General features: G+C 59.2%; 14 protein-coding genes and 1 pseudogene. 11 read left to right on the forward strand and 4 right to left on the reverse strand.

Annotation, left to right across the window (positions count from 1 at the left end; genetic code table 11):
* Positions 1 to 142: 142 nt before the first annotated feature.
* A complete protein-coding gene (locus EN853_RS10745) occupies positions 143 to 1,018 on the forward strand; it encodes a LysR family transcriptional regulator (RefSeq protein ID WP_127858542.1) in 876 nt (291 codons plus the stop codon).
* A 40-nt stretch (positions 1,019 to 1,058) separates the two neighbouring features.
* On the opposite strand, the gene EN853_RS10750 is transcribed toward EN853_RS10745, so the two are convergent.
* Positions 1,059 to 2,057, reverse strand: coding sequence for a 2-oxoglutarate and iron-dependent oxygenase domain-containing protein (locus EN853_RS10750; protein WP_127858543.1), 999 nt, complete (start codon positions 2,055 to 2,057; stop codon positions 1,059 to 1,061).
* A gap of 403 nt (positions 2,058 to 2,460) precedes the next feature.
* Here EN853_RS10750 and EN853_RS10755 point away from each other — a divergent pair, with 403 nt between their 5' ends.
* From EN853_RS10755 to EN853_RS10765, 3 genes are read left to right on the forward strand one after another with little or no spacing between them, the layout of a single operon-like run.
* A complete protein-coding gene (locus EN853_RS10755; RefSeq protein ID WP_127858593.1) occupies positions 2,461 to 4,014 on the forward strand; it encodes a trimethylamine methyltransferase family protein in 1,554 nt (517 codons plus the stop codon).
* A 1-nt stretch (position 4,015) separates the two neighbouring features.
* A complete protein-coding gene (locus EN853_RS10760; protein WP_245516910.1) occupies positions 4,016 to 4,462 on the forward strand; it encodes a hypothetical protein in 447 nt (148 codons plus the stop codon).
* A complete protein-coding gene (locus tag EN853_RS10765) occupies positions 4,462 to 5,517 on the forward strand; it encodes a GlxA family transcriptional regulator (protein ID WP_127858544.1) in 1,056 nt (351 codons plus the stop codon). The genes EN853_RS10760 and EN853_RS10765 overlap by 1 nt, the downstream gene beginning before the upstream one ends.
* A 293-nt stretch (positions 5,518 to 5,810) precedes the next feature.
* On the opposite strand, the gene betA is transcribed toward EN853_RS10765, so the two are convergent.
* Positions 5,811 to 7,484 carry a choline dehydrogenase gene (gene betA / locus EN853_RS10770; RefSeq protein WP_127858545.1) on the reverse strand — a complete coding sequence of 558 codons (1,674 nt, stop codon included), beginning with the start codon at positions 7,482 to 7,484 and terminating at the stop codon, positions 5,811 to 5,813.
* A 229-nt stretch (positions 7,485 to 7,713) separates the two neighbouring features.
* On the opposite strand from betA, the gene choX reads away from it, so the two are divergent.
* The 3 genes and pseudogenes from choX (at position 7,714) to EN853_RS33905 (ending at position 9,987) form a co-directional block, all read left to right on the forward strand.
* Positions 7,714 to 8,652, forward strand: a complete 939-nt coding sequence (gene choX / locus EN853_RS10775; RefSeq protein ID WP_127858546.1) for a choline ABC transporter substrate-binding protein — start codon at positions 7,714 to 7,716, stop codon at positions 8,650 to 8,652.
* Between the two features lie 508 nt (positions 8,653 to 9,160).
* Positions 9,161 to 9,487, forward strand: a pseudogene (locus EN853_RS10785) (CBS domain-containing protein); the annotation flags it as partial.
* A gap of 50 nt (positions 9,488 to 9,537) precedes the next feature.
* On the forward strand, positions 9,538 to 9,987 hold the full coding sequence (locus EN853_RS33905) for an autoinducer binding domain-containing protein (protein WP_168247749.1): 450 nt from the start codon (positions 9,538 to 9,540) through the stop codon (positions 9,985 to 9,987).
* Positions 9,988 to 10,405: 418 nt separating this feature from the next.
* Here the strand turns inward: EN853_RS33905 and EN853_RS10795 are convergent, their stop codons facing one another.
* On the reverse strand, positions 10,406 to 11,356 hold the full coding sequence (locus EN853_RS10795; RefSeq protein ID WP_127858548.1) for an arginase family protein: 951 nt from the start codon (positions 11,354 to 11,356) through the stop codon (positions 10,406 to 10,408).
* A 681-nt stretch (positions 11,357 to 12,037) separates the two neighbouring features.
* Entirely contained in the window at positions 12,038 to 13,264 is a 1,227-nt protein-coding gene (locus EN853_RS10800) for an ROK family transcriptional regulator (RefSeq protein ID WP_127858549.1), read from the reverse strand.
* Positions 13,265 to 13,449: 185 nt separating this feature from the next.
* On the opposite strand from EN853_RS10800, the gene EN853_RS10805 reads away from it, so the two are divergent.
* From EN853_RS10805 to EN853_RS10820, 4 genes are all read left to right on the forward strand, one after another.
* Positions 13,450 to 13,983: an RbsD/FucU domain-containing protein gene (locus EN853_RS10805; protein ID WP_245516911.1), complete on the forward strand. Its 534-nt coding sequence runs from the start codon at positions 13,450 to 13,452 to the stop codon at positions 13,981 to 13,983.
* A 125-nt stretch (positions 13,984 to 14,108) separates the two neighbouring features.
* Positions 14,109 to 15,065 (forward strand): substrate-binding domain-containing protein, encoded by a 957-nt coding sequence (locus EN853_RS10810; protein WP_127858550.1) that lies wholly within the window; start codon positions 14,109 to 14,111, stop codon positions 15,063 to 15,065.
* Between the two features lie 153 nt (positions 15,066 to 15,218).
* Positions 15,219 to 16,724, forward strand: coding sequence for a sugar ABC transporter ATP-binding protein (locus tag EN853_RS10815; protein WP_245516913.1), 1,506 nt, complete (start codon positions 15,219 to 15,221; stop codon positions 16,722 to 16,724).
* Between the two features lie 23 nt (positions 16,725 to 16,747).
* A complete protein-coding gene (locus EN853_RS10820; protein ID WP_127858552.1) occupies positions 16,748 to 17,779 on the forward strand; it encodes an ABC transporter permease in 1,032 nt (343 codons plus the stop codon).
* Positions 17,780 to 17,785: the final 6 nt, after the last annotated feature.

Consider the following 17,785-nt stretch of genomic DNA (forward strand, 5'->3'; position numbering starts at 1 on the left):
GGTGAGCGTAGGTTTTAAGCTGCAATTCTTCCGTGCTGATGCCGTTTCGGCAATAGCATTAATTTTTGTGGCGGTTTAGTTTATCTAACTTGGCTTCCCACGAAACGGCAGTTGAAGCTGGCAACATCTCGAAGAGGCGCCGATGCCCAGACCTTATGATCTCCCTTCGATGACGGCTCTCATATGCTTCGAGGCGGCAGCCCGAAATGAGAGCTTCAAGACGGCTGCTCGGGAATTGAACGTCACGCCGGCGGCAGTCAGCCACCAGATCAAGGCGCTTGAGAGTGATCTGAAATGCGACCTCTTCCTGCGTAGAAGCCGGGGTGTCGAATTGACGGAGAAGGGGGCCTTTTTGTTCGTTGCTCTTCAGCGCGGATTTGAGATCATCTCCGAAGCAGTTTCCCAAATGCGCGACCGGCCTGAAGCCGTCGATGTAACCATCAGGACGACCACGGCGGTAAGTTCACTTTGGCTGACCCCGAAAATTTCGACATTCTGGAAAAGCCATCCCGCTGTTACGGTCTCGCAGATCGTAAGCGACGTGCCGGCCACGGCCATCCGCTGCGACCTCAGCATTCAATACGGAACTCCCCAGGAAAATGAGGAGTGTCACGAACTTTTTCGAGATCGGATCGTCGCGCTTGGCACCCCGAGATTTGCCTCCGAGCATGGCATTTCCAGAGTCGAAGATTTATTGGGGGCGCCCTTGATTCATTTGAGCAGCGAGGAAACCGGTTGGACGAATTGGAACGATTGGTTTCAAGCGCTTGGCAAAGGAAATCCCAAGGGCCGGAAATTCTCCGTCAACAACTATATGATTGCGCTGCAGGCAGCTCAGGATGATGTCGGTGCGGTGCTTGGCTGGGACGGGTTGGTGGAAAGCCTGATGCGCGAGCGGCGCCTGGTTAAACTGGTGCCTGAAACCATCACGTCGCCGATGGGATTCTATTTGAAGATCCATCCGAGCGCCGGGGCGAAAAGTCGACTTTTCGCCAGGTGGCTTGCTTCGAGTTCTTGAAGGCTGCAATCCTGCGGAGCCTTCCCCGGGTTGTCGGGCTTCAGCCCGCTTTTGCCAAGTGGGCATAGCTGGCGGCAAATCGCCCGAATTTGTGCTGCCCACATGTCACCGGCTTATAACGAATTGGATTGACAGCGGTGACACACGACGCCAACGGCTCGACGGTTGCCTCGAAATCCGCGTCGATGAAGAAGGGGATCGAATATCGCTCACGCCCGGAGGTGTTCACGACGCGATGCATGTTCGCGAGGTAAACATCATTGGTCAGCCGCTGAATAAGATCTCCGATGTTGATGACGAAGGTGCCGGGAATAGGCGTGCCTTCTACCCAGTCACCGTCCCGGTTCATCACTTGGAGGCCACCGACGTCGTCCTGTGCCAGGATGGTCAGATTGCCATAGTCCGTGTGCGCGCCGATACCGATGATGTTTTCGCCGACATAGCCGCGCTGCGGTGGGTAATGAAGCAAGCGCTGAATGCTGATTGGGTTGCGCATCAGCGCCTCGAAGTGGTCCTGCGGCAGGTCCAGGCTAAGCGCGATCCCCTTCAACAGCATCTTTGCCAGATCCACCATCTTCTGGTGGTATCCGTATGTCAGCTCCCTAAACTCGGGGAAGGCTGATGGCCATTGGTTTGCGCCAAAGAAAGGGCCTTCCAGGGCTGGGCGCTCGGGACCGATGTCGAAGCACTCCTTCAGGTCTTTGGTCTTTCCGGGGTCGGTGTTTTCGCCGAATGGCTCGATATATCCGCGAAGTGCGACATCGGATTTGCTGACGTGCAAATCCATCTTCTCCGACATTGGCAATTGGAAGAACCGGCGGCTGACGTCGAACACTGAATCGACGAAATCCTGCGCAACGCCGTGGTTCTTCACATACATAAAGCCGGTGTTCGAAAGCGCCCAGCGGATTTGCTTGGCTACGCCCTGCTTGTCGCTTCCGTCGAGAAGCGGCGCTATATCGACCACTGGGATCTTGTCAAAGCTTTCGCGCTTTGCGCGCAATTTGTCGTCGAGCTTGGCAACGAGGTCAATGGACATGTTCACACCTTGAGGCGGTTTCTGGCGGTGCGCGGAATAATGGGCTTTTCTAGAACCTTCTCAACGGCAAAAAAATTTCGGACAAATTAGTTTAAGTAATCTGGTGCCCCGGGACTCCCGCCTCCGAATTTAGCAGCGGATCTCCGCCGGGTCCTGCGACAATGCGCGTTGCTGGCGCAAGTGGGCGAGGCGACGGATCCTTGCGATCCTGAGGCTGCCATGGTGAGTCAGGGCTCGAGACCGCGTTATGGCGACGAATCTCGATCTCCCCACCCACAACACCGCGCGTCTGACGGCCGTTTAATCAACTCAGGCGTGAGACTTTTGCAGTAGGTCAAGCCTTCGTACCTGGGCAATAGTGGCGCCTTGTCCGACGTGGGAGATTTTTTGTTTGGAGGCCGCCCTGACTGCACAGCTGCAAGTTTCTCGTAGAGGAGGGCGGGAGGCTCGACGGACCATCCGCACGGCGCCGAAAATCGATATGCTGCCGACGCTGAAGCGCGGCCTGCCGGTCGTGGAGCCGATGGATGCCGAGCAGGTCGAGCGCATTCATGAGGCTTCGCTTGCGATCCTCGAAGACGTGGGCGTGGTGTTCCGCGACCCAATCGCGATCGAGGATTGGAAGAGGGCCGGCGCCGACGTCAGGGCCGACGACCGGGTGTATCTTGACCGCGGCCTGGTCATGGAACTCATCAAGACTATTCCTTCCAAGATCGAATATTTCGCCCGCGATCCGGCGAAAAATGTCGAGCTCGGCGGGCCGAAGTCGATCTTCGTGCCGATGACCGGCGCGCCCTACATGCGCGACCTTGATGACGTCAGGCGCGGCCCGACGATTGCGGATCTCGGCACCTTCCACAAGCTGGCGCACATGATGCCGGCGCTGCACTCGTCGGCGCACCATATCGTCGAGCCGATGGACATCGTCGTCGCGCATCGGCACCTGCATATCACCTACTCGTCGATGAAGCACTCCGACAAGATGTTCATGGGCATGACAACGTCGCCCAAGAATGCCGAGGACGTGCTCGACATGTGCGAGATCCTGTTCGGCGAAGGCTTCCTGGAGACACACGCGGTCGCGACCGGCAATTGCAACGGCAATTCGCCGCTGGTCTGGGACCAGGTGATGCTCGGCGCCATGCGCGCCTTCTGCCGGCGCAACCAGCCGGTGCTGTGCTCGCCCTTCGTTCTCGGCGGCGCCAACACGCCGGCCTCCACAGCCGCGGCCGTGGCGCAGCTCAATGCCGAGGCGCTCTCCGCGCTTGCCTATACCCAGGTGATCCGCAAAGGCTGCCCCGCGATCTACGGGCACTACCTGTCGACGGTGTCGATGCAGTCCGGAGCGCCGATGGCGGGGACGCCGGAGATATCGCTGATGAACTTCATGATCGGCCAGATGGCGCGCCGCTACAACGTGCCGTGGCGTACCTCCAATCTGCTCGGCGGCGCCAAGGTGTTCGATGCGCAGGCCGGCTATGAGAGCGCCATGACCATGATGGCCGTGCTGATGTCGGGCGCGAACTATATCTGGCACTCGGCAGGCTGGAACGAAGCCGGCATGCACTGCTCGATCGCCAAGTTCGTCGTCGACGCAGAGGTCTGCTCGATGGGTTACCGCATGACTCAAGGCGTCCAGTGGGACGACTTCGACGAGGCCCTTTCCGCTGTGCGCGATGTCGGGCCGGGCGGCCATTATCTTGGCCATCCGCACACTCAAGCGAATTTCGAGCGGGCCTTCTTCATCCCGAAGCTGTTCGACAACAACTCGATCGAGCAGTGGTACGCAGACGGGACCAAGGACATCAAACAGCGGGCACTCGAGCATGCCCGCAGGCTTTTGGCCAAGTACGAAGAGCCCGCGCTCGATATTGCGAAGGACGACGAGCTGCGCGCCTATATCGACCGACGCTCGCGCGAGATCCCCGCGGTCGATGCCCTGAACGAGGATTACTGAGATGGTCATGCGCATTGAAAGGATCAACGTCTATACGACCGAACTGCCGGTGAAGGGCGGCGTCTACCGCATGGCGAGCGACAATGTGGAGTCGCTCGATAGCACACTCGTCGAGATTATCGCCGACAACGGGCTGGCCGGCTGGGGCGAGATCTGCCCGATCGGGCCCGTCTATCAGCCCCACCACGCATTGGGCGCCCGCGCGGCAATCGCCCAGATTGCGCCCGGCCTCGTCGGGTCGGAGATCGCCTCGATCAGACCGCTGGCGAAACGCATGGATGAGCGTTTGAACGGGCATGGCTATGCCAAGGCCGCCTTCGACATGGCCTTTTTCGACCTGCTCGGCCAAAAACTCGGCGTGCCGGTCGACGTGTCGCAGCGGCCGGGGCTGGGCGTGAAGCCGGAGCCGGGCATGTTCGGCAAGCCCGTGGCGATATACCGGGAGTGATGAACGCGCCGACCAACATCAGCGCAATGAAGGCGCTGACCGCGTCGGAAACGGCGGCGGCGGTCGCCCGCCCGTTTGAGGTCGCGGTGCTGGCATTGCCCGGCTTTTCCCACCTGGCGCTTCACGCCTATATCGAGCCGCTCCGCATCGCCAACGCAGTCTCCCGGCTGCCGCTGTTTCGCTGGCAGATCGTGGGGACGAGCAGGCAGCCCATCGAAGGGGCAAACGGGCTTTCAGTCGCAGTCGATGCTTCGACGGACGAGCTTTCAGCCGGCATTGGCGACTGCAGGGCCGATCAACTCGCCGTCATCGCGGGCGAAGCGGTGGAAAAGCAGCTGACGCCGCAGCTAAATGCTTTTCTGCGGGCGACCGCGCGGCGTGGAGTGCCGATCTCGGCTCTCGGTACGGCACCCTGGCTGCTTGCCCAGGCCGGCCTCCTGGCGAACATACGCTGCACGATCCACTGGTCGCGGCTCGCGGCCTTTTCCGAAGTGTTTCACAAGCCGCGCATCCGCGACTCCCTGTTCGTCAAGGACGGGCAGTATTCGACCTGCGCCGGCGAGCTGGCGGCGTTCGATCTCGCGGTGGATCTGATCGGCGGCCATGCCGGCGGCTTCATCGCGCAGGAGGTCTGCCGCCACGCGACCGTCGAGGGCCAGCGCTCCGGCTCGAACCGGCAGACGGGGCCGTCGGGCCTGGCGTTTGCCGGCGTGAGCGACAAGCTGGTGCTGGCGATGCGGATCATGGAAGAGAATGTGGAACGTCCGCTGCCCGTGGATGAAGTCGCGCAGCGGGCTGGGATTTCCCGCCGGCAACTGGAGCGACTGTTTGGGACCTACATTGGATTGCCGCCGGTCCGCCACTATCTCCGAATCAGGGTCGACCACGCGAAGCGATTGATAGAAGGGACTAGGTTACCAATCATCGACATTGCAGTAGCGTGCGGGTTTATGTCCACCTCGCATTTCGCCAAGTGCTTTCGCGCATTCAATGGGACCTCGCCGCAGCAGTGCAGGGCGATGGTACCAGCGTGGGTCGGTCCGGGGCTGGGCTGAACAATTTCGACTGTTCGAGGGGTCTGTGGCCTTGGAGAGATCGGCGGCCAGGATCATAACCATTGTGGTGGGTTTGCTTGCCTTCGATGATCGCCGCTCAAAGGCCACCCGTAAGCGCGTTAGGGGCAGGAGGCCTTTTGGGTTGTGCAGATAACGAAAAAGCCCGCCCCGGGAGGAAAAGAGGGCGGGCTTTCGCCAGGTTGCATAGACTCCACGGCGAAGCAGCAGTTGCCTCGCTGGAGGTGCTCCCCAGGGACCAAATTGGTTTAGAGCACGGAACGCGGACACCCCCGTCAACGGTCGCTAGTTTCCCACATTGGATTGATCCAGGGTTGTTGGTTTGAGCGAGGCAATGGATGCCTGCCCAGGATGTGATCGGATGCTTTCTCGCCCGTCATGATGGAAGGGCCATTCAGATTTCCGTACGTGTTGTGGGGAAAGATAGAGCTGTCGGCAACCCGTAGCCCTTCTACCCCGACGACTCTCGTTGTCGGGTCAACGACGGCCATCCGATCGTCTGCAGCACCCATTCTGCAGGTGCCACAGGGATGAAAAGCGCTTTCAAGATGCTCTCGCAGGAAAGCATCGAGTTCATCATCCGAGCGTGCACTCACCCCGGGTTGAATCTCGTCGCCTCGGTATGGCTCAAGAGCCGGCTGGCTAAAGATCTCGCGAGTTATGCGGATGGCATGCCGAAATTTGCTCCAATCTTCCGGATCGCTCATGTAGTTAAACTTCAAGACAGGCGCATCGGCAAAATCAGGAGAGCGCAACGTTACGGAACCGCGCGATTTGGACATGTTGTACCCCACATGGGCCTGGAATCCGTGTCCGTTGCAGGCAGGCGTCCCATCCGATGCAACTGCCATGGGGAAAAAGTGGAACTGAATATCTGGCGATTTCACGCCCGAGGCCGACCGTATGAAGGCGGCAGCATGCAGATTATTATATGCACCCAATCCTTTCTTGAAGAATAGCCACTGCGCACCGACCACACTTTGCGAGAATAGGTTATACTTGGAATGGAGAGTGATTGGCTGCGTGGCTTTGAACTGATGGTAGTATTCAAGATGATCTTGAAGATTCTGGCCCACGCCAGGTCGATCGGCGACGACATCAATTCCCATGTTCTGCAAATGCTCGGCAAGGCCAATCCCTGAAAGCATCAGAATTTTGGGAGAGTTAAATGCAGAAGCCGCGACAATAATCTCTCTGTTGGCGCGGACAATCGCCGTCTCACCGCCAATCTCGACTTCGACCCCGATTGCTCGGCCGCGGTCCATCACTATTTTGCGGGCAAAGCAATGGATCAGTCTGCAATTATGGCGTTTCAAGGCGGGCTTTAAATAGGCATTCGCGGTGGACCAGCGGACTCCGTCGCGGCTGGTTTGCTCCATCAGCCCGAAGCCTTCTTGCTTTCTTCCGTTGTAATCGTCGGTTAACGGAAATCCGGCCTGCCGGCCAGCCTCGATAAATGCGTTGTAGAGTGGATTCGACAGGTTACCTCGGCGTACGTGCAGTGGGCCCTCAGTTCCACGCCAACCCTGCTGCCCACCAAGAGAATTTTCCATCCGTTTGAAATACGGAAGGACATCGGCATACGACCATCCCCGCGCGCCGAGTTCATTCCATCGATCAAAATCTTCAGCATGACCCCGAACGTAAACAAGGCCGTTGATAGAGGACGAGCCACCGACGACTTTGCCGCGCGGGGCAAAAATGCGGCGGTTGTTGAGTTGTGGCTCAGGTTCGCTGTAGTAGCCCCAATTGTATCGAGCCATACGCATGGGGTAGCCGAAAGCCCCCGGCATTTGAATAAACGGGCCCCTATCCGAACCACCGAATTCAAGTACGGCGACAGTGTTTCTTCCATCTTCCGATAGGCGATATGCCATCGCGGACCCGGCTGAGCCGGAACCAACGATAACGAAATCTGCAATAGTGAGGGGATCAGTCCGAGTTGCCATGCTGTGTCTTCAGGGTAGTAGGCGTCAAGCTAAAGCAATGGGACGAACACTGGGAGACTGTCCAGGGATCCCAGTTGACGTCCAAAGCCGGCGACTTGTGCGAGCCGTAGCATGGCCCCGGTGGTTTGTTTCGCGCAAAAAAGTAGCTTGCCTATTGACTTTTTTTCGACTGCCGGCGCTCGGCAAGTCGGGTACGTTCCCCCAAAAGTAAACAATGGGAGAAACTTACATGTCACGCACAAGAGTTGTCGCAGCGGCATTGGCTTTGGTGGCAGCGCTGGCGACCTCCGCGGCAGCGGCTGACGCGGAAAGCTGCAAGAAGGTCCGCCTGTCGGATGTCGGATGGACTGATCTGCAGGCAACCAATGCCATGAGCTCAATCATTGTCCAGGCGCTCGGCTACGAACCACAGACTCTGCAAGTTTCCGTACCGGTGACGATGGCCTCGTTGAAGAACAACGACATCGATGTCTTCCTGGATAACTGGATGCCGTCGATGACGAATGACGTCAAGGATTACCTGGCCGAGGGGACTATTGAGCAGATCAATGTTAATCTTACAGGCGCCGGGTATGGCATGGTTGTACCGAACTATATGGCTGACGCAGGCATCAAGGGTCTCGCCGACTTAGCCAAACCAGAGGTGAAGGAGAAGCTGGGCGGCAAGATCTATGGCATCGAGGCAGGCAATGATGGCAACCGGATCATCCTCGATATGATCAAGAAGCCGAACTCGCCGATTGCGGGATACGAGCTCGTCGAATCTTCTGAAGCCGGCATGCTTACTCAGGCAGAGTCCGCCATGAAGAATAATCAGTGGATCGTATTTCTCGGCTGGACACCGCACCCGGTGATGGGCTCGATGAAGATCACCTATCTGGAAGGGATGGGGGATTCCGGCTTCGGCTCGGCGACCGTCTACACCATTACGCGCAAGGGGTACGTGCGCGAGTGCCCGAATGTAGGCACCTTTTTCAAAAACCTTAAGTTCAATCTCGCCATGGAAAGTGGGATGATGGATACCATCTTGAAGGGTGGAGATGCCAATGATGTCGCCAAGAGCTGGTTGAAAAAGAACCCTGACTCCGTTGCCACTTGGCTAAAGGGCGTGACGACCACAAGCGGCGGCGATGCCACCGCAGCTGTCAACGCTGCGCTTAATAATTGATCTTCATTCTAATCCGCCGGCCGCTGCGAGGATCAAGCCGCAAGGCTGGCTGTTTTGACGGACAGTTGATGACATGGGGTCGGTGCGCCCCCCTTAGACGCAGGCAATGCGGTGGCAGCCGTCAAGACCGCGCTCGGGAGATTTACGACTTGAGGCCGGTATAGTCTCCGAAAAAGGGCAGCCGCTGGGAAGGCTGCCCTTTTTCATATGCTTCAGAAGATGACCGCCCGCCAGGGGCGGCGAAAACCAACAAGAGGGGACAATGGATCCGATCTCGAAATTTCTGGTCGCCTACAAGATCCCCATCGGGCCATGGGGCAAGGCTTTCTTCGGCTTCCTGACCGACAATTTCGACACGATTTTCCGGGCGTTCTCCAACGGGCTGAATTTCATCCTCGACGGCGCGGTGGATCTCCTGCTGATGGTGCCGCCAGTGCTTCTGGCGCTGGTCGTCGCGATCGTCGCCTGGCTGCTGCAGCGTTCGCGGCCGCTTGCCATCGGCGTCTTCGACCGTCGCGACCTGGAACAGGGCAACGGCGGCTGGGTGTGGCTCGACCGGCGCAAGACGACGCGCTTCAGGATTGGCGACCATGGCCTGGTGGCCGCGGCCGAGCGCGACGGCAAGCCGGCGGTGTGGGTCTCCTGCGCCGATGTCGAGCGCCAGCCGGAGGAGGGGGCCCAGGTGTTCTGGGCCAATCCCGGCACGCCGCTGAAGACGGTGATGCTCGCCATGCACCGCTCGCAGACGGCGCCGGTGGCGCTGTTCGACGAAGGGTCGCGCTTCGTCGGCGCGATCGGCATCCGGGACGTGCTGAGCGCGGTGCTAAGGCGCTGACCGGCGCCGGGTGTCAGGCACCTGCGCCCACCGCGGAGCGATTTCTCGTGTTGGGCGACCTTGGCCTAGAGCCTGTTTCAGCGGCCGCGCAATTTGGGAGAGAAGCTGAATTGGCCGGGCATGACGTCTTCCAAATATTCGCGGAGAAATTGGCAGAGAGCGTCGACGCGACCGACCTGCGCAACGTACTGTCCGAGATCGCCTATTCGTTCGACCTGCCAATCTTCGCCTACCTCTTCCCTTCACCTAAGGTGGGCGGCGCTACGGACCTGATCTCAACCTATCCGCCTCCCTGGACGTCCCATTACCTGCGCAGTGCTTATGAGAAGATCGACCCGGTTATCCATCGGGCACGGAGTCGTCAGGAAACATTCAGCTGGAACGCAGCTAGCGGCGAGCTCGGACTGTCGCAGGTACAGCAAGAGTTTATGGATGAGGCGACGCAATTCGGAATTCGCTCTGGCTTTACGATCCCGATTCACGACCGTCGTGAAGTTTGACGCCAGGATGGAGCTTCAAGGTCCACTCATCCGCCGTGGCGTTGGGTGTGAAGGACTCCGCGAGGGATAGCTGGACGCTAGCGTCGGGACGGTATTCAGAGAGCCCGTCGAAAAGGTTCGTGAACCGGATAATGTCTGATACCTGTCCCTGGGTACGGTGGGGATCCAGCGAGTCACCGCTCCCTCCAGTCACAGCCACATGCATGACGTCCAAGGCGTCTGCTCGAGCCGAGCCGACACGTGATCCCGCAGCCGCGATGATGGCGCCTCCGGCTAACATTGCGGTCCGCGTCAGAAGTTGCCTGCGGGTCTGGGTGTAGGCGTTCGCGACTGAGTTCTTCGACATGTGATCTCCTTTGTTTTGAGCTGCGCTACCGGTCCGCTTTGGGCGGATGGATAAGTAGGCAGGGCCAAACGCCTATAAGCGGGGATGGCTGCCCAGAGCCGCTTCGGCGGCATTGGCGATCATGGGGGCGATGATCGTCGCCCCATTCGGGTCGACTGCCGGGTCCCATGAGGAGAAGCTGACGGCCAGGATCTCGAACTGGTTGGCGATCATCTGTAGACCTCTGTTGACTTGGTCCACGGTCAGACCCCCGGGAGCGCTATGGAGGTTGGATTTCAAAACGGACGGGTCAAGGACATCGGTATCGACGTGCACGTATACAGAAGAAACTCGAGGTGCGAGCAGGTCCAGCGCGGCCGCCATGCTCCGGTCGAAGCCAAGTTTGTCTATGACTGGTTTGGATACCGCCGTGCCAACCGATAGGTTGTCTCCTGGACCTGGGTTCGAATAGAATTCGTGGAGGCTTACGGATATAAAGTGCTCTTCGGGAATGGGCGCAAACCCGGGTGTCTGAGCTGTGTACTGAGACCAGCACCGGCCAACGATCGTCGACGTCACCATACCCTCGATAAATCCGGTCCGCGACGTCTCGGGGGTGTCGGCGTCGCCATGGGCGTCAAACCAGATCACCCCGAATTGATTTTCCTTCGCATTCAGGCCGCCGATTACCCCTAGTGACCCTGAGCAGGTTCCAAGGCAAACAACAGGAAGCGTGTTGTTGGTTCTGGCAGTTCGAACCGCAGCGGCGGTGTGGATGCTTTGAACAAGCATGCGCCCCATCTGATCTCCCGCGGGGATCAGCCGGAAATCATCACCGATCTCGGCATCGGTCGCTTGATCAGCGTTGTTAAGCAGAGTGATTTGGTGGGAAATACTACGGTGAAGAAGTTGGTCGGGAACGTGCTCTGGGGCGAGTAGAATCTCTGGCGCCGTTGCCATGGCATTTCCCGGAACCGCGCCTCGAACGCCGCAATGGTAAGGCAGTCCGATAAGGGTAACGCAGTCAAACTTTTCCGTAACCATGGTAATCCCGTGTTGTTTGCTCAAAGGCAGCAAACACGCGGCGTTGCCGTACCGGTATCCACAAAAATGCTGAGCGACAACGTACGAGGATCGATAGGCGCGGGTATCGGTCCCACGATCTGTTCGGGACTTACGGTGTTCAAAGAAACGAACCCGATCATCGGCACGCGGGACATTCAAAGTGTTATCGATCGGTGGTGCTCAGCCGAGTGGTGCCTTTCTGGTCCCCCCGTTGCAGAACCGGACCTTCGGCTTCCGGCCCCATTTCAGACATTCAGCCCGATCATTCAGCCGATGGCCACTTTGCGCCCCTGCATGGGCTTGGCGCAGTTCGGATGTTCCCGAAATCTGCTACTTCAAAGATTGCTCTGGCCCTTGCAGATGCCCTGTAGACAAGCCAACAACGCTGAAGCCTCGGTGACGGCCAAGTCAAGGTCACCGACGATGCTCATGTGTTGGTCGCGCAAGATGATTTCGAGAGAACGATTACCCTGCTTTCGAGCTTTCGTGCGATGAAGGCGGCCCGCGAAGCGTCCGCAGGGAGCGACCGCTCGACGGCAATTTCCAGTAAAACGAGCAGTTCTCACGGGTCTCACGCCAAGTTGTGCGGCTTGGCAATTTCAGGAGCGACGGCCTGTTGCGTTGATGGCTCGAATGGCGCGTAGGCGTGCCCGACTGCAATTAGCGTTCGCTGTATGAGCCGGCGATTTCGGCAAATTGGGGCGACCGGCCGACCGGCATTCCATTTCCAATTTGATCCAGTTCAGGAAGCAGGAAAATGCTGTCTCGAAGAGTCCCGGCGGCGCCGACAGCGACGGTGTCGGCTTCAATGCCGGCGATCTTGATTGGCGGCAATGCCAGACCGTGCAGCAAATTGGCTCGCAGAACCGCATCGACCCTCTTCTGGATCCTTGGGAACAACACAGCCAATGGGCCGCCGAGGACGATGCGTGCCGGGTTTAGAATGTGGATAAGATTGAGCAGTCCGACTGAGATCACTTCGGACCATGTCTCGAGTTTCATTTCCAGGACGCTGCCGTGGTCCCGCTCTGCCGCCAAATCCGCCAGGCCCTCGGCGATCGACTGCCCGTCGGGAAGAAGCGGCAGGAAAGGGCTGTAGCCCCCAAGCAACCCCAGGGTTTGGGATTTGGCATCTTCTGGTCTGACGGAAAGAACCATATGGCCGATTTCGCCAGCAAAACCACTGGCGCCCTCGGCAACCCGACCATTGCGGATGATCGCCGCGCCTATCCCCTCCGAGAGCAACACCACCAGCATGTCTTCCGGCTCGTGGGTGTCTAGCGCGCCGATGGCTGCAGAAAGCGCGACGGCGTCGTTGCACACCCGGATCGGCCATGGTGCCCCAAGTGAGGAGGCGACCAACTGTCCAAGATCGACGTCCTCCCACTCCAGCAGTCTCGCCGAAACCACGACCCCGTCTCGGCCCACGATACCGGGAACGGACACGCCCACACCTCGAACTCGCTTGGTATCGACACCCGCACCAACAACAAGGCGGCGCGCGAGATCGGCGATCGCCTGCGCAACGGTTTCCGGGTCCCTGAAATTCCTGCTGTTGGGAATGGTGATCTTGTTGAGCGCAGCCCCGCTGAAGTCGACGAGCACACCGGCCAGCCAGGTGCTTGATACGTCGATACCCACGAAGAAAGCTCCCTTGGGGTTTAGCGCTACGCGTATTCCCGGCCTGCCGACCTTGCCCGCTTCCTGAGGCTCGGTCAGTTCCATGGCCAGATCCGCCTCGAGCAGCACGGCGATGACGTTGCCGGCAGTCGCCCGGGTCAGGCCAAGCTCGCGGGCAATGTCGGCGCGCGAAAGCGGCGAGGCCCTTCGCAGCAGGCGCAGGCAACGCGTCTCGTTGACGTGGCGGATGAGGTTGGTGGTTTTCAAATTCCTGCCCGTCCATTTCGATCGTCATTTCGTGGCGTCTGCCCTGTTAGCGTCACCCGGCCGTGTGCGTCCAGAGCGACTGGACGTCGCCGGTGGGTCGCGCTCGGAAGGCGTACGGAAAAATGCCATTGACGGCCACCAAAGCCTATTAGTATAGGTTCAATGCAAATACAAGATATCCGAGCTTGTCGGATGCTTTTTGCATCTCCTGTGAAATCGCTGAGCGGCGGAACGCTCGCGCACTCATTGAGCCAAAACGCAAATCTGAAAGGACGCCTGTCATGCTGAAAGGTATCGATCCAATCCTGTCGCCCGATCTTCTCCATGCTCTGCGGTCCATGGGCCACGGTCATGAGATCGCGATCGTGGACGCCAACTATCCTTGCGATGACGATGCCCATATCATTCGCCTGGACGGCGTCCTTGGCACCCGGATCCTCGAAGCGGTTCTTTCGGTAATGCCGCTTGAAAGCCGCGATTCCGAGGCGGCATGCCGCATGATCGTCGACGGCAATCCCGAGACGGAACTGCCTATTTTTGGCGAATTCCTAGCGATCGTCGCCAGTCATGCTGACCGGCCGCTGTCGCTGGCGCCGATTACTCCCGACGAATTCAAGCGGCGCGCCAAGAGCGGCTTCGCGATCATTCTCAGCGGCGATCGACGGCTCTACGGAAACATCCTTCTGAAAAAGGGCGTCGTCACGCCGCCGGTTGACTAATGCAGGAGGGAGGCTTGCATTCTCTTTTTTTGCGTAATATGTATAGAACATAAACAAATTGGCAAAAGATTGCGGGGGAGAGCATTTGTCCGCGATCCGTGCACAACCAAGGAGGAGAAATGAAAATGCGCATAAACACCTTCGCGACAACCCTGGCAGTTCTTGGAACATTGCTGACGCCGGCTCTGTCGTGGGCCGGCGACAAACCCCTGACGATCATGCTGTCCAGCCCTGATCTGGCCTTTCCATTTTCGGTCCACATCATGAAAGAGATGCAGGACGAGGCAGCAAAGCTCCGCAACATCAACGTTGTGGTGAGTGATGGTCAGCGCAATTCCAGCAAGCAGAGCGCCGATATCGAGGCGGCGATCGCCAAGGGTGTCGACGGAATCGTAATCAGCCCCAACGACTCAGCGGCGCTTGCGCCGGCGATCCAGGAAGCGATCGATGCCAAGATACCGGTCGTCACCGTCGATCGCTCGATCGACAGCGTCAAAGGAATCCTCGCTCACGTCGGTGCCGACAATGTGAAGGGTGGCGAGGTGCAGGGCCAACTCATCATCAAGCTGTTTCCCGACGGCGCCAAAGTGATGAACCTGCAGGGGCAGCCTGGCACCAGCGCCGCGATCGACCGCAACAAGGGCCTCCACAACGCGCTGGATCCCCTCGCGGCCAAATACAAGTTCGTGTTCGAGGACACAGCCGGATTTGACCGTGCCAAGGGTCTTTCCATGACGGAGTCCGCGCTCGCATCCATGGCGACCCCGCCCGACGCCATCGCCGCGGCAAATGACGATATGGCGCTCGGAGCCCTTGAGGCGCTGAAAGCCCGCGACCTGACCGACAAGGTGAAGTTGATCGGCTTCGACGCCCTGCCGGAATCGCTCGGCAAGGTTCGCGATGGAGCAATGACCGGCACCATCGAGCAGATGCCTGGCAAGCAGGGCAGGCAGGCGGTCGATATTCTCGTAGCCTTTGTGCGCGACGGCAAGGCGCCGGAGAACAAGATCACGCTGCTCACACCGATCGCTGTGACAAAGGACAACCTCGACGCCGGCGAACGTTTGGGAGAGCTGAAGTAGCTCTTCGGCGTCCGCGACCGCTATCCTCCCAAGGCGATCGCGGTCAAGGGTGAGGTCCTAAGCTCCGGCCTCACCCTTATCGGCCCACAACGCCGCGCTTTTCCGGGCTGCTGAATTCGTTTGGATCTCACTATGCGCCAGCCTCTTTTGCAGATGAATGGCATCACCAAGTCGTTTGGCGGCATCTCCGCGCTGAGAGCGGCGGATCTGCGCGTCGGCGCAGGCGAGGTTCACGCTTTGCTGGGTGAAAACGGTGCCGGCAAATCGACCCTGCTCAAGATCCTGTCGGGAGCTCAGTCGCCGGACGCCGGCGAGATAAATCTTCTTGGCGCGAAGGCCACGTTCAACTCGCCTCAAGATGCGCAGCGCAGTGGCATAGCGACGATCTACCAGGAACTCACGCTCGTTCCTGGAATGTCGATTGCGGAGAACATCTTCCTTGGCCGTGAACCTGGCCGGGCAAGCTTCGTGGATTGGGGACGTTTGGTCGACGAGGCGCAAGGCCTGATGTCGAAGGTTGGTCTCGAGAAGAACCCACGCATACTGGCTCGCGATCTCTCCGTGGCCGAACAACAATTGGTCGAGATCGCCCGCGCCCTGTCGATGAAATCGAAACTCATCATCATGGATGAGCCGACAGCGGCGCTCTCAAATGCCGAGGTGGATCGGCTTTTCGACATCGTCAGCGGGTTCCGGGACGAGGGGCTCAGCGTCATATTCGTCACGCACCGTCTGGAAGAGGTCATGCGCGTGTGCGACCGCTTCACCATCCTGCGCGACGGCGCGTTTGTCTGCGAAGGAGACGTCGCCGATACCTCCATAGATGTCATCATCCGTCACATGGTCGGCCGCGAGATCACCGCGATGCAACGGCGCCCGGCGCCGGCCGCGACCGAGAGGGTCGTCCTTCGTGTCGAGAATCTGTCGCGGCGCAGGGGCGCCGAAGGGCTGAATGCCATGGCCTTGCATGACGTCTGTTTCGAGGTTCGACGCGGCGAAATCCTCGGCATCGCCGGGCTGGTCGGCTCCGGTCGCACGGAGACGGCGCGCGCCATCTTTGGCGCGGATCCGTTCGATTCCGGGAATATCTTTATCGATGGCGTGTCGTTGCGGCCGACATCGCCGCAAGACGCCATCCGAAGAGGCATCGGCCTAGTGCCAGAAGACAGGAAGCAGCAAGCCCTGTTCCTGTCGCAGTCGATCCGTGCAAACCTGACGGTCACCGCGCAAGACCGGGTTTCCCGGCTGGGTGTCTTCATCGATTCAGGTGCCGAGGACACCTTGATCGCGGAGTATCGGAAACTGCTTCGCATCCGGATGCTGGGGCCGGAGCAGATCGTCTCCGACCTCTCGGGTGGCAACCAGCAGAAGATTGTCCTGGCACGTTGGCTCGCTCTTGGTCCCAAGGTGCTCATCGTGGACGAGCCGACCCGCGGGATCGATGTCGGGGCCAAGGCCGAAGTCCACAATCTGCTGTTTCAAATGGCAAGCACTGGGATCGCCATCGTCGTGATCTCTTCGGAGCTGCCCGAGGTGCTGGCCATCAGCGACCGCATCATCACCATGCGCGAGGGCCGCGTCACCGGCGAGGTGCAGGCCGACGCCGCCAATCCAGAAATGCTGATGGCCCTGATGACCGTGGATGCGGTCCTGGCATGAGAGATCAACCAGGGGAGAACGACATGGCGCAAGTGGCAGCGGAGGCACCGGTCCCGAAGCGACAGCAAATTCGGCCGTTCAATGTGGTGGCGCGCTTCGCGCCAGTGCTGTTCCTTGTGGTCCTCATGATCGGCTTCTCGATCCTCGAGCCGCGATTTCTCACGCCGCTGAACCTTTTCAACGTGCTCCGCCAGGTCTCGATCTACGGACTGCTGGCGATAGGAATGACCTTCGTCATCCTCACCGCCGGAATAGACCTTTCGATAGGCTCGATCCTAGCATTGGCAGGGCTTGTCGCGGCGGTGGTAGCTAAGGGCGGCCTCGACAATCGTTTCAGTGTTGGCGATGGATCGGCCGCAACGGGTTTCGGTTGGGAGGTCGCAGCGCTGGCAGCGATCGGCGTAGGCGTCGCGGCAGGATTTGTTCAAGGGCTGGCTATCACCCGGTTCAAGGTGCCGCCTTTCGTAGTGACGCTGGGCGGCATGTCAGCCTTTCGCGGTGCGGCCTTGCTCTTTTCCGGCGGCGGGCCGGTCAGCGGCTTCGACGAAGCATTTGTCTGGTGGGGCCAAGGTAAGCTGGGGCCAGTCCCGGTTCCGGTTCTGATCTTCGTTCTGTTCGCGATCATCGCGCACATAACGTTGAGCTACACGCGCTACGGCCGGCAGATCTATGCAGTTGGCGGAAACCCCGAAGCTGCGCGCCTCGCTGGCCTCAACGTCCAGAAGATTATCCTCAGTGTCTATGTCATCACCGGCTTCTTCGCAGGCCTCGGCGCTTTCGTCTTGGCGGCAAGACTGAACTCGGCTGAGGCCGTGGCAGGTACGGGTTTTGAATTGACTGTCATTGCCTCGGTTGTGATTGGTGGGACCAGCCTCTTTGGGGGCACCGGGACAATATTCGGCACGGTCATCGGCACCGTCCTCATCGGTGTCCTGCTCAACGGCCTCGTTCTTCTAGATGTCTCGGCTTACGTCCAGCAAATCATCATCGGGATGATCATCGTTCTGGCGGTTGCGTTCGACACCTTCGTGAAATCACGACGCCGGATCTTGTGAGGCGAT

The organism is Mesorhizobium sp. M1C.F.Ca.ET.210.01.1.1, assembly GCF_004791585.1.
In the GTDB taxonomy this organism is placed as follows: domain Bacteria; phylum Pseudomonadota; class Alphaproteobacteria; order Rhizobiales; family Rhizobiaceae; genus Mesorhizobium.

Excerpts from the sequence above, each read along its gene's own strand:
- EN853_RS10745 (WP_127858542.1), top strand. The coding sequence starts at position 143 with ATGCCCAGACCTTATGATCTCCCTTCGATGACGGCTCTCATATGCTTC.
- EN853_RS10750 (WP_127858543.1), bottom strand. The coding sequence starts at position 2,057 with ATGTCCATTGACCTCGTTGCCAAGCTCGACGACAAATTGCGCGCAAAG.
- EN853_RS10760 (WP_245516910.1), top strand. The coding sequence starts at position 4,016 with ATGGTCATGCGCATTGAAAGGATCAACGTCTATACGACCGAACTGCCG.
- EN853_RS10765 (WP_127858544.1), top strand. The coding sequence starts at position 4,462 with ATGAACGCGCCGACCAACATCAGCGCAATGAAGGCGCTGACCGCGTCG.
- betA (WP_127858545.1), bottom strand. The coding sequence starts at position 7,484 with ATGGCAACTCGGACTGATCCCCTCACTATTGCAGATTTCGTTATCGTT.
- choX (WP_127858546.1), top strand. The coding sequence starts at position 7,714 with ATGTCACGCACAAGAGTTGTCGCAGCGGCATTGGCTTTGGTGGCAGCG.
- EN853_RS10795 (WP_127858548.1), bottom strand. The coding sequence starts at position 11,356 with ATGGTTACGGAAAAGTTTGACTGCGTTACCCTTATCGGACTGCCTTAC.
- EN853_RS10810 (WP_127858550.1), top strand. The coding sequence starts at position 14,109 with ATGCGCATAAACACCTTCGCGACAACCCTGGCAGTTCTTGGAACATTG.
- EN853_RS10815 (WP_245516913.1), top strand. The coding sequence starts at position 15,219 with ATGAATGGCATCACCAAGTCGTTTGGCGGCATCTCCGCGCTGAGAGCG.
- EN853_RS10820 (WP_127858552.1), top strand. The coding sequence starts at position 16,748 with ATGGCGCAAGTGGCAGCGGAGGCACCGGTCCCGAAGCGACAGCAAATT.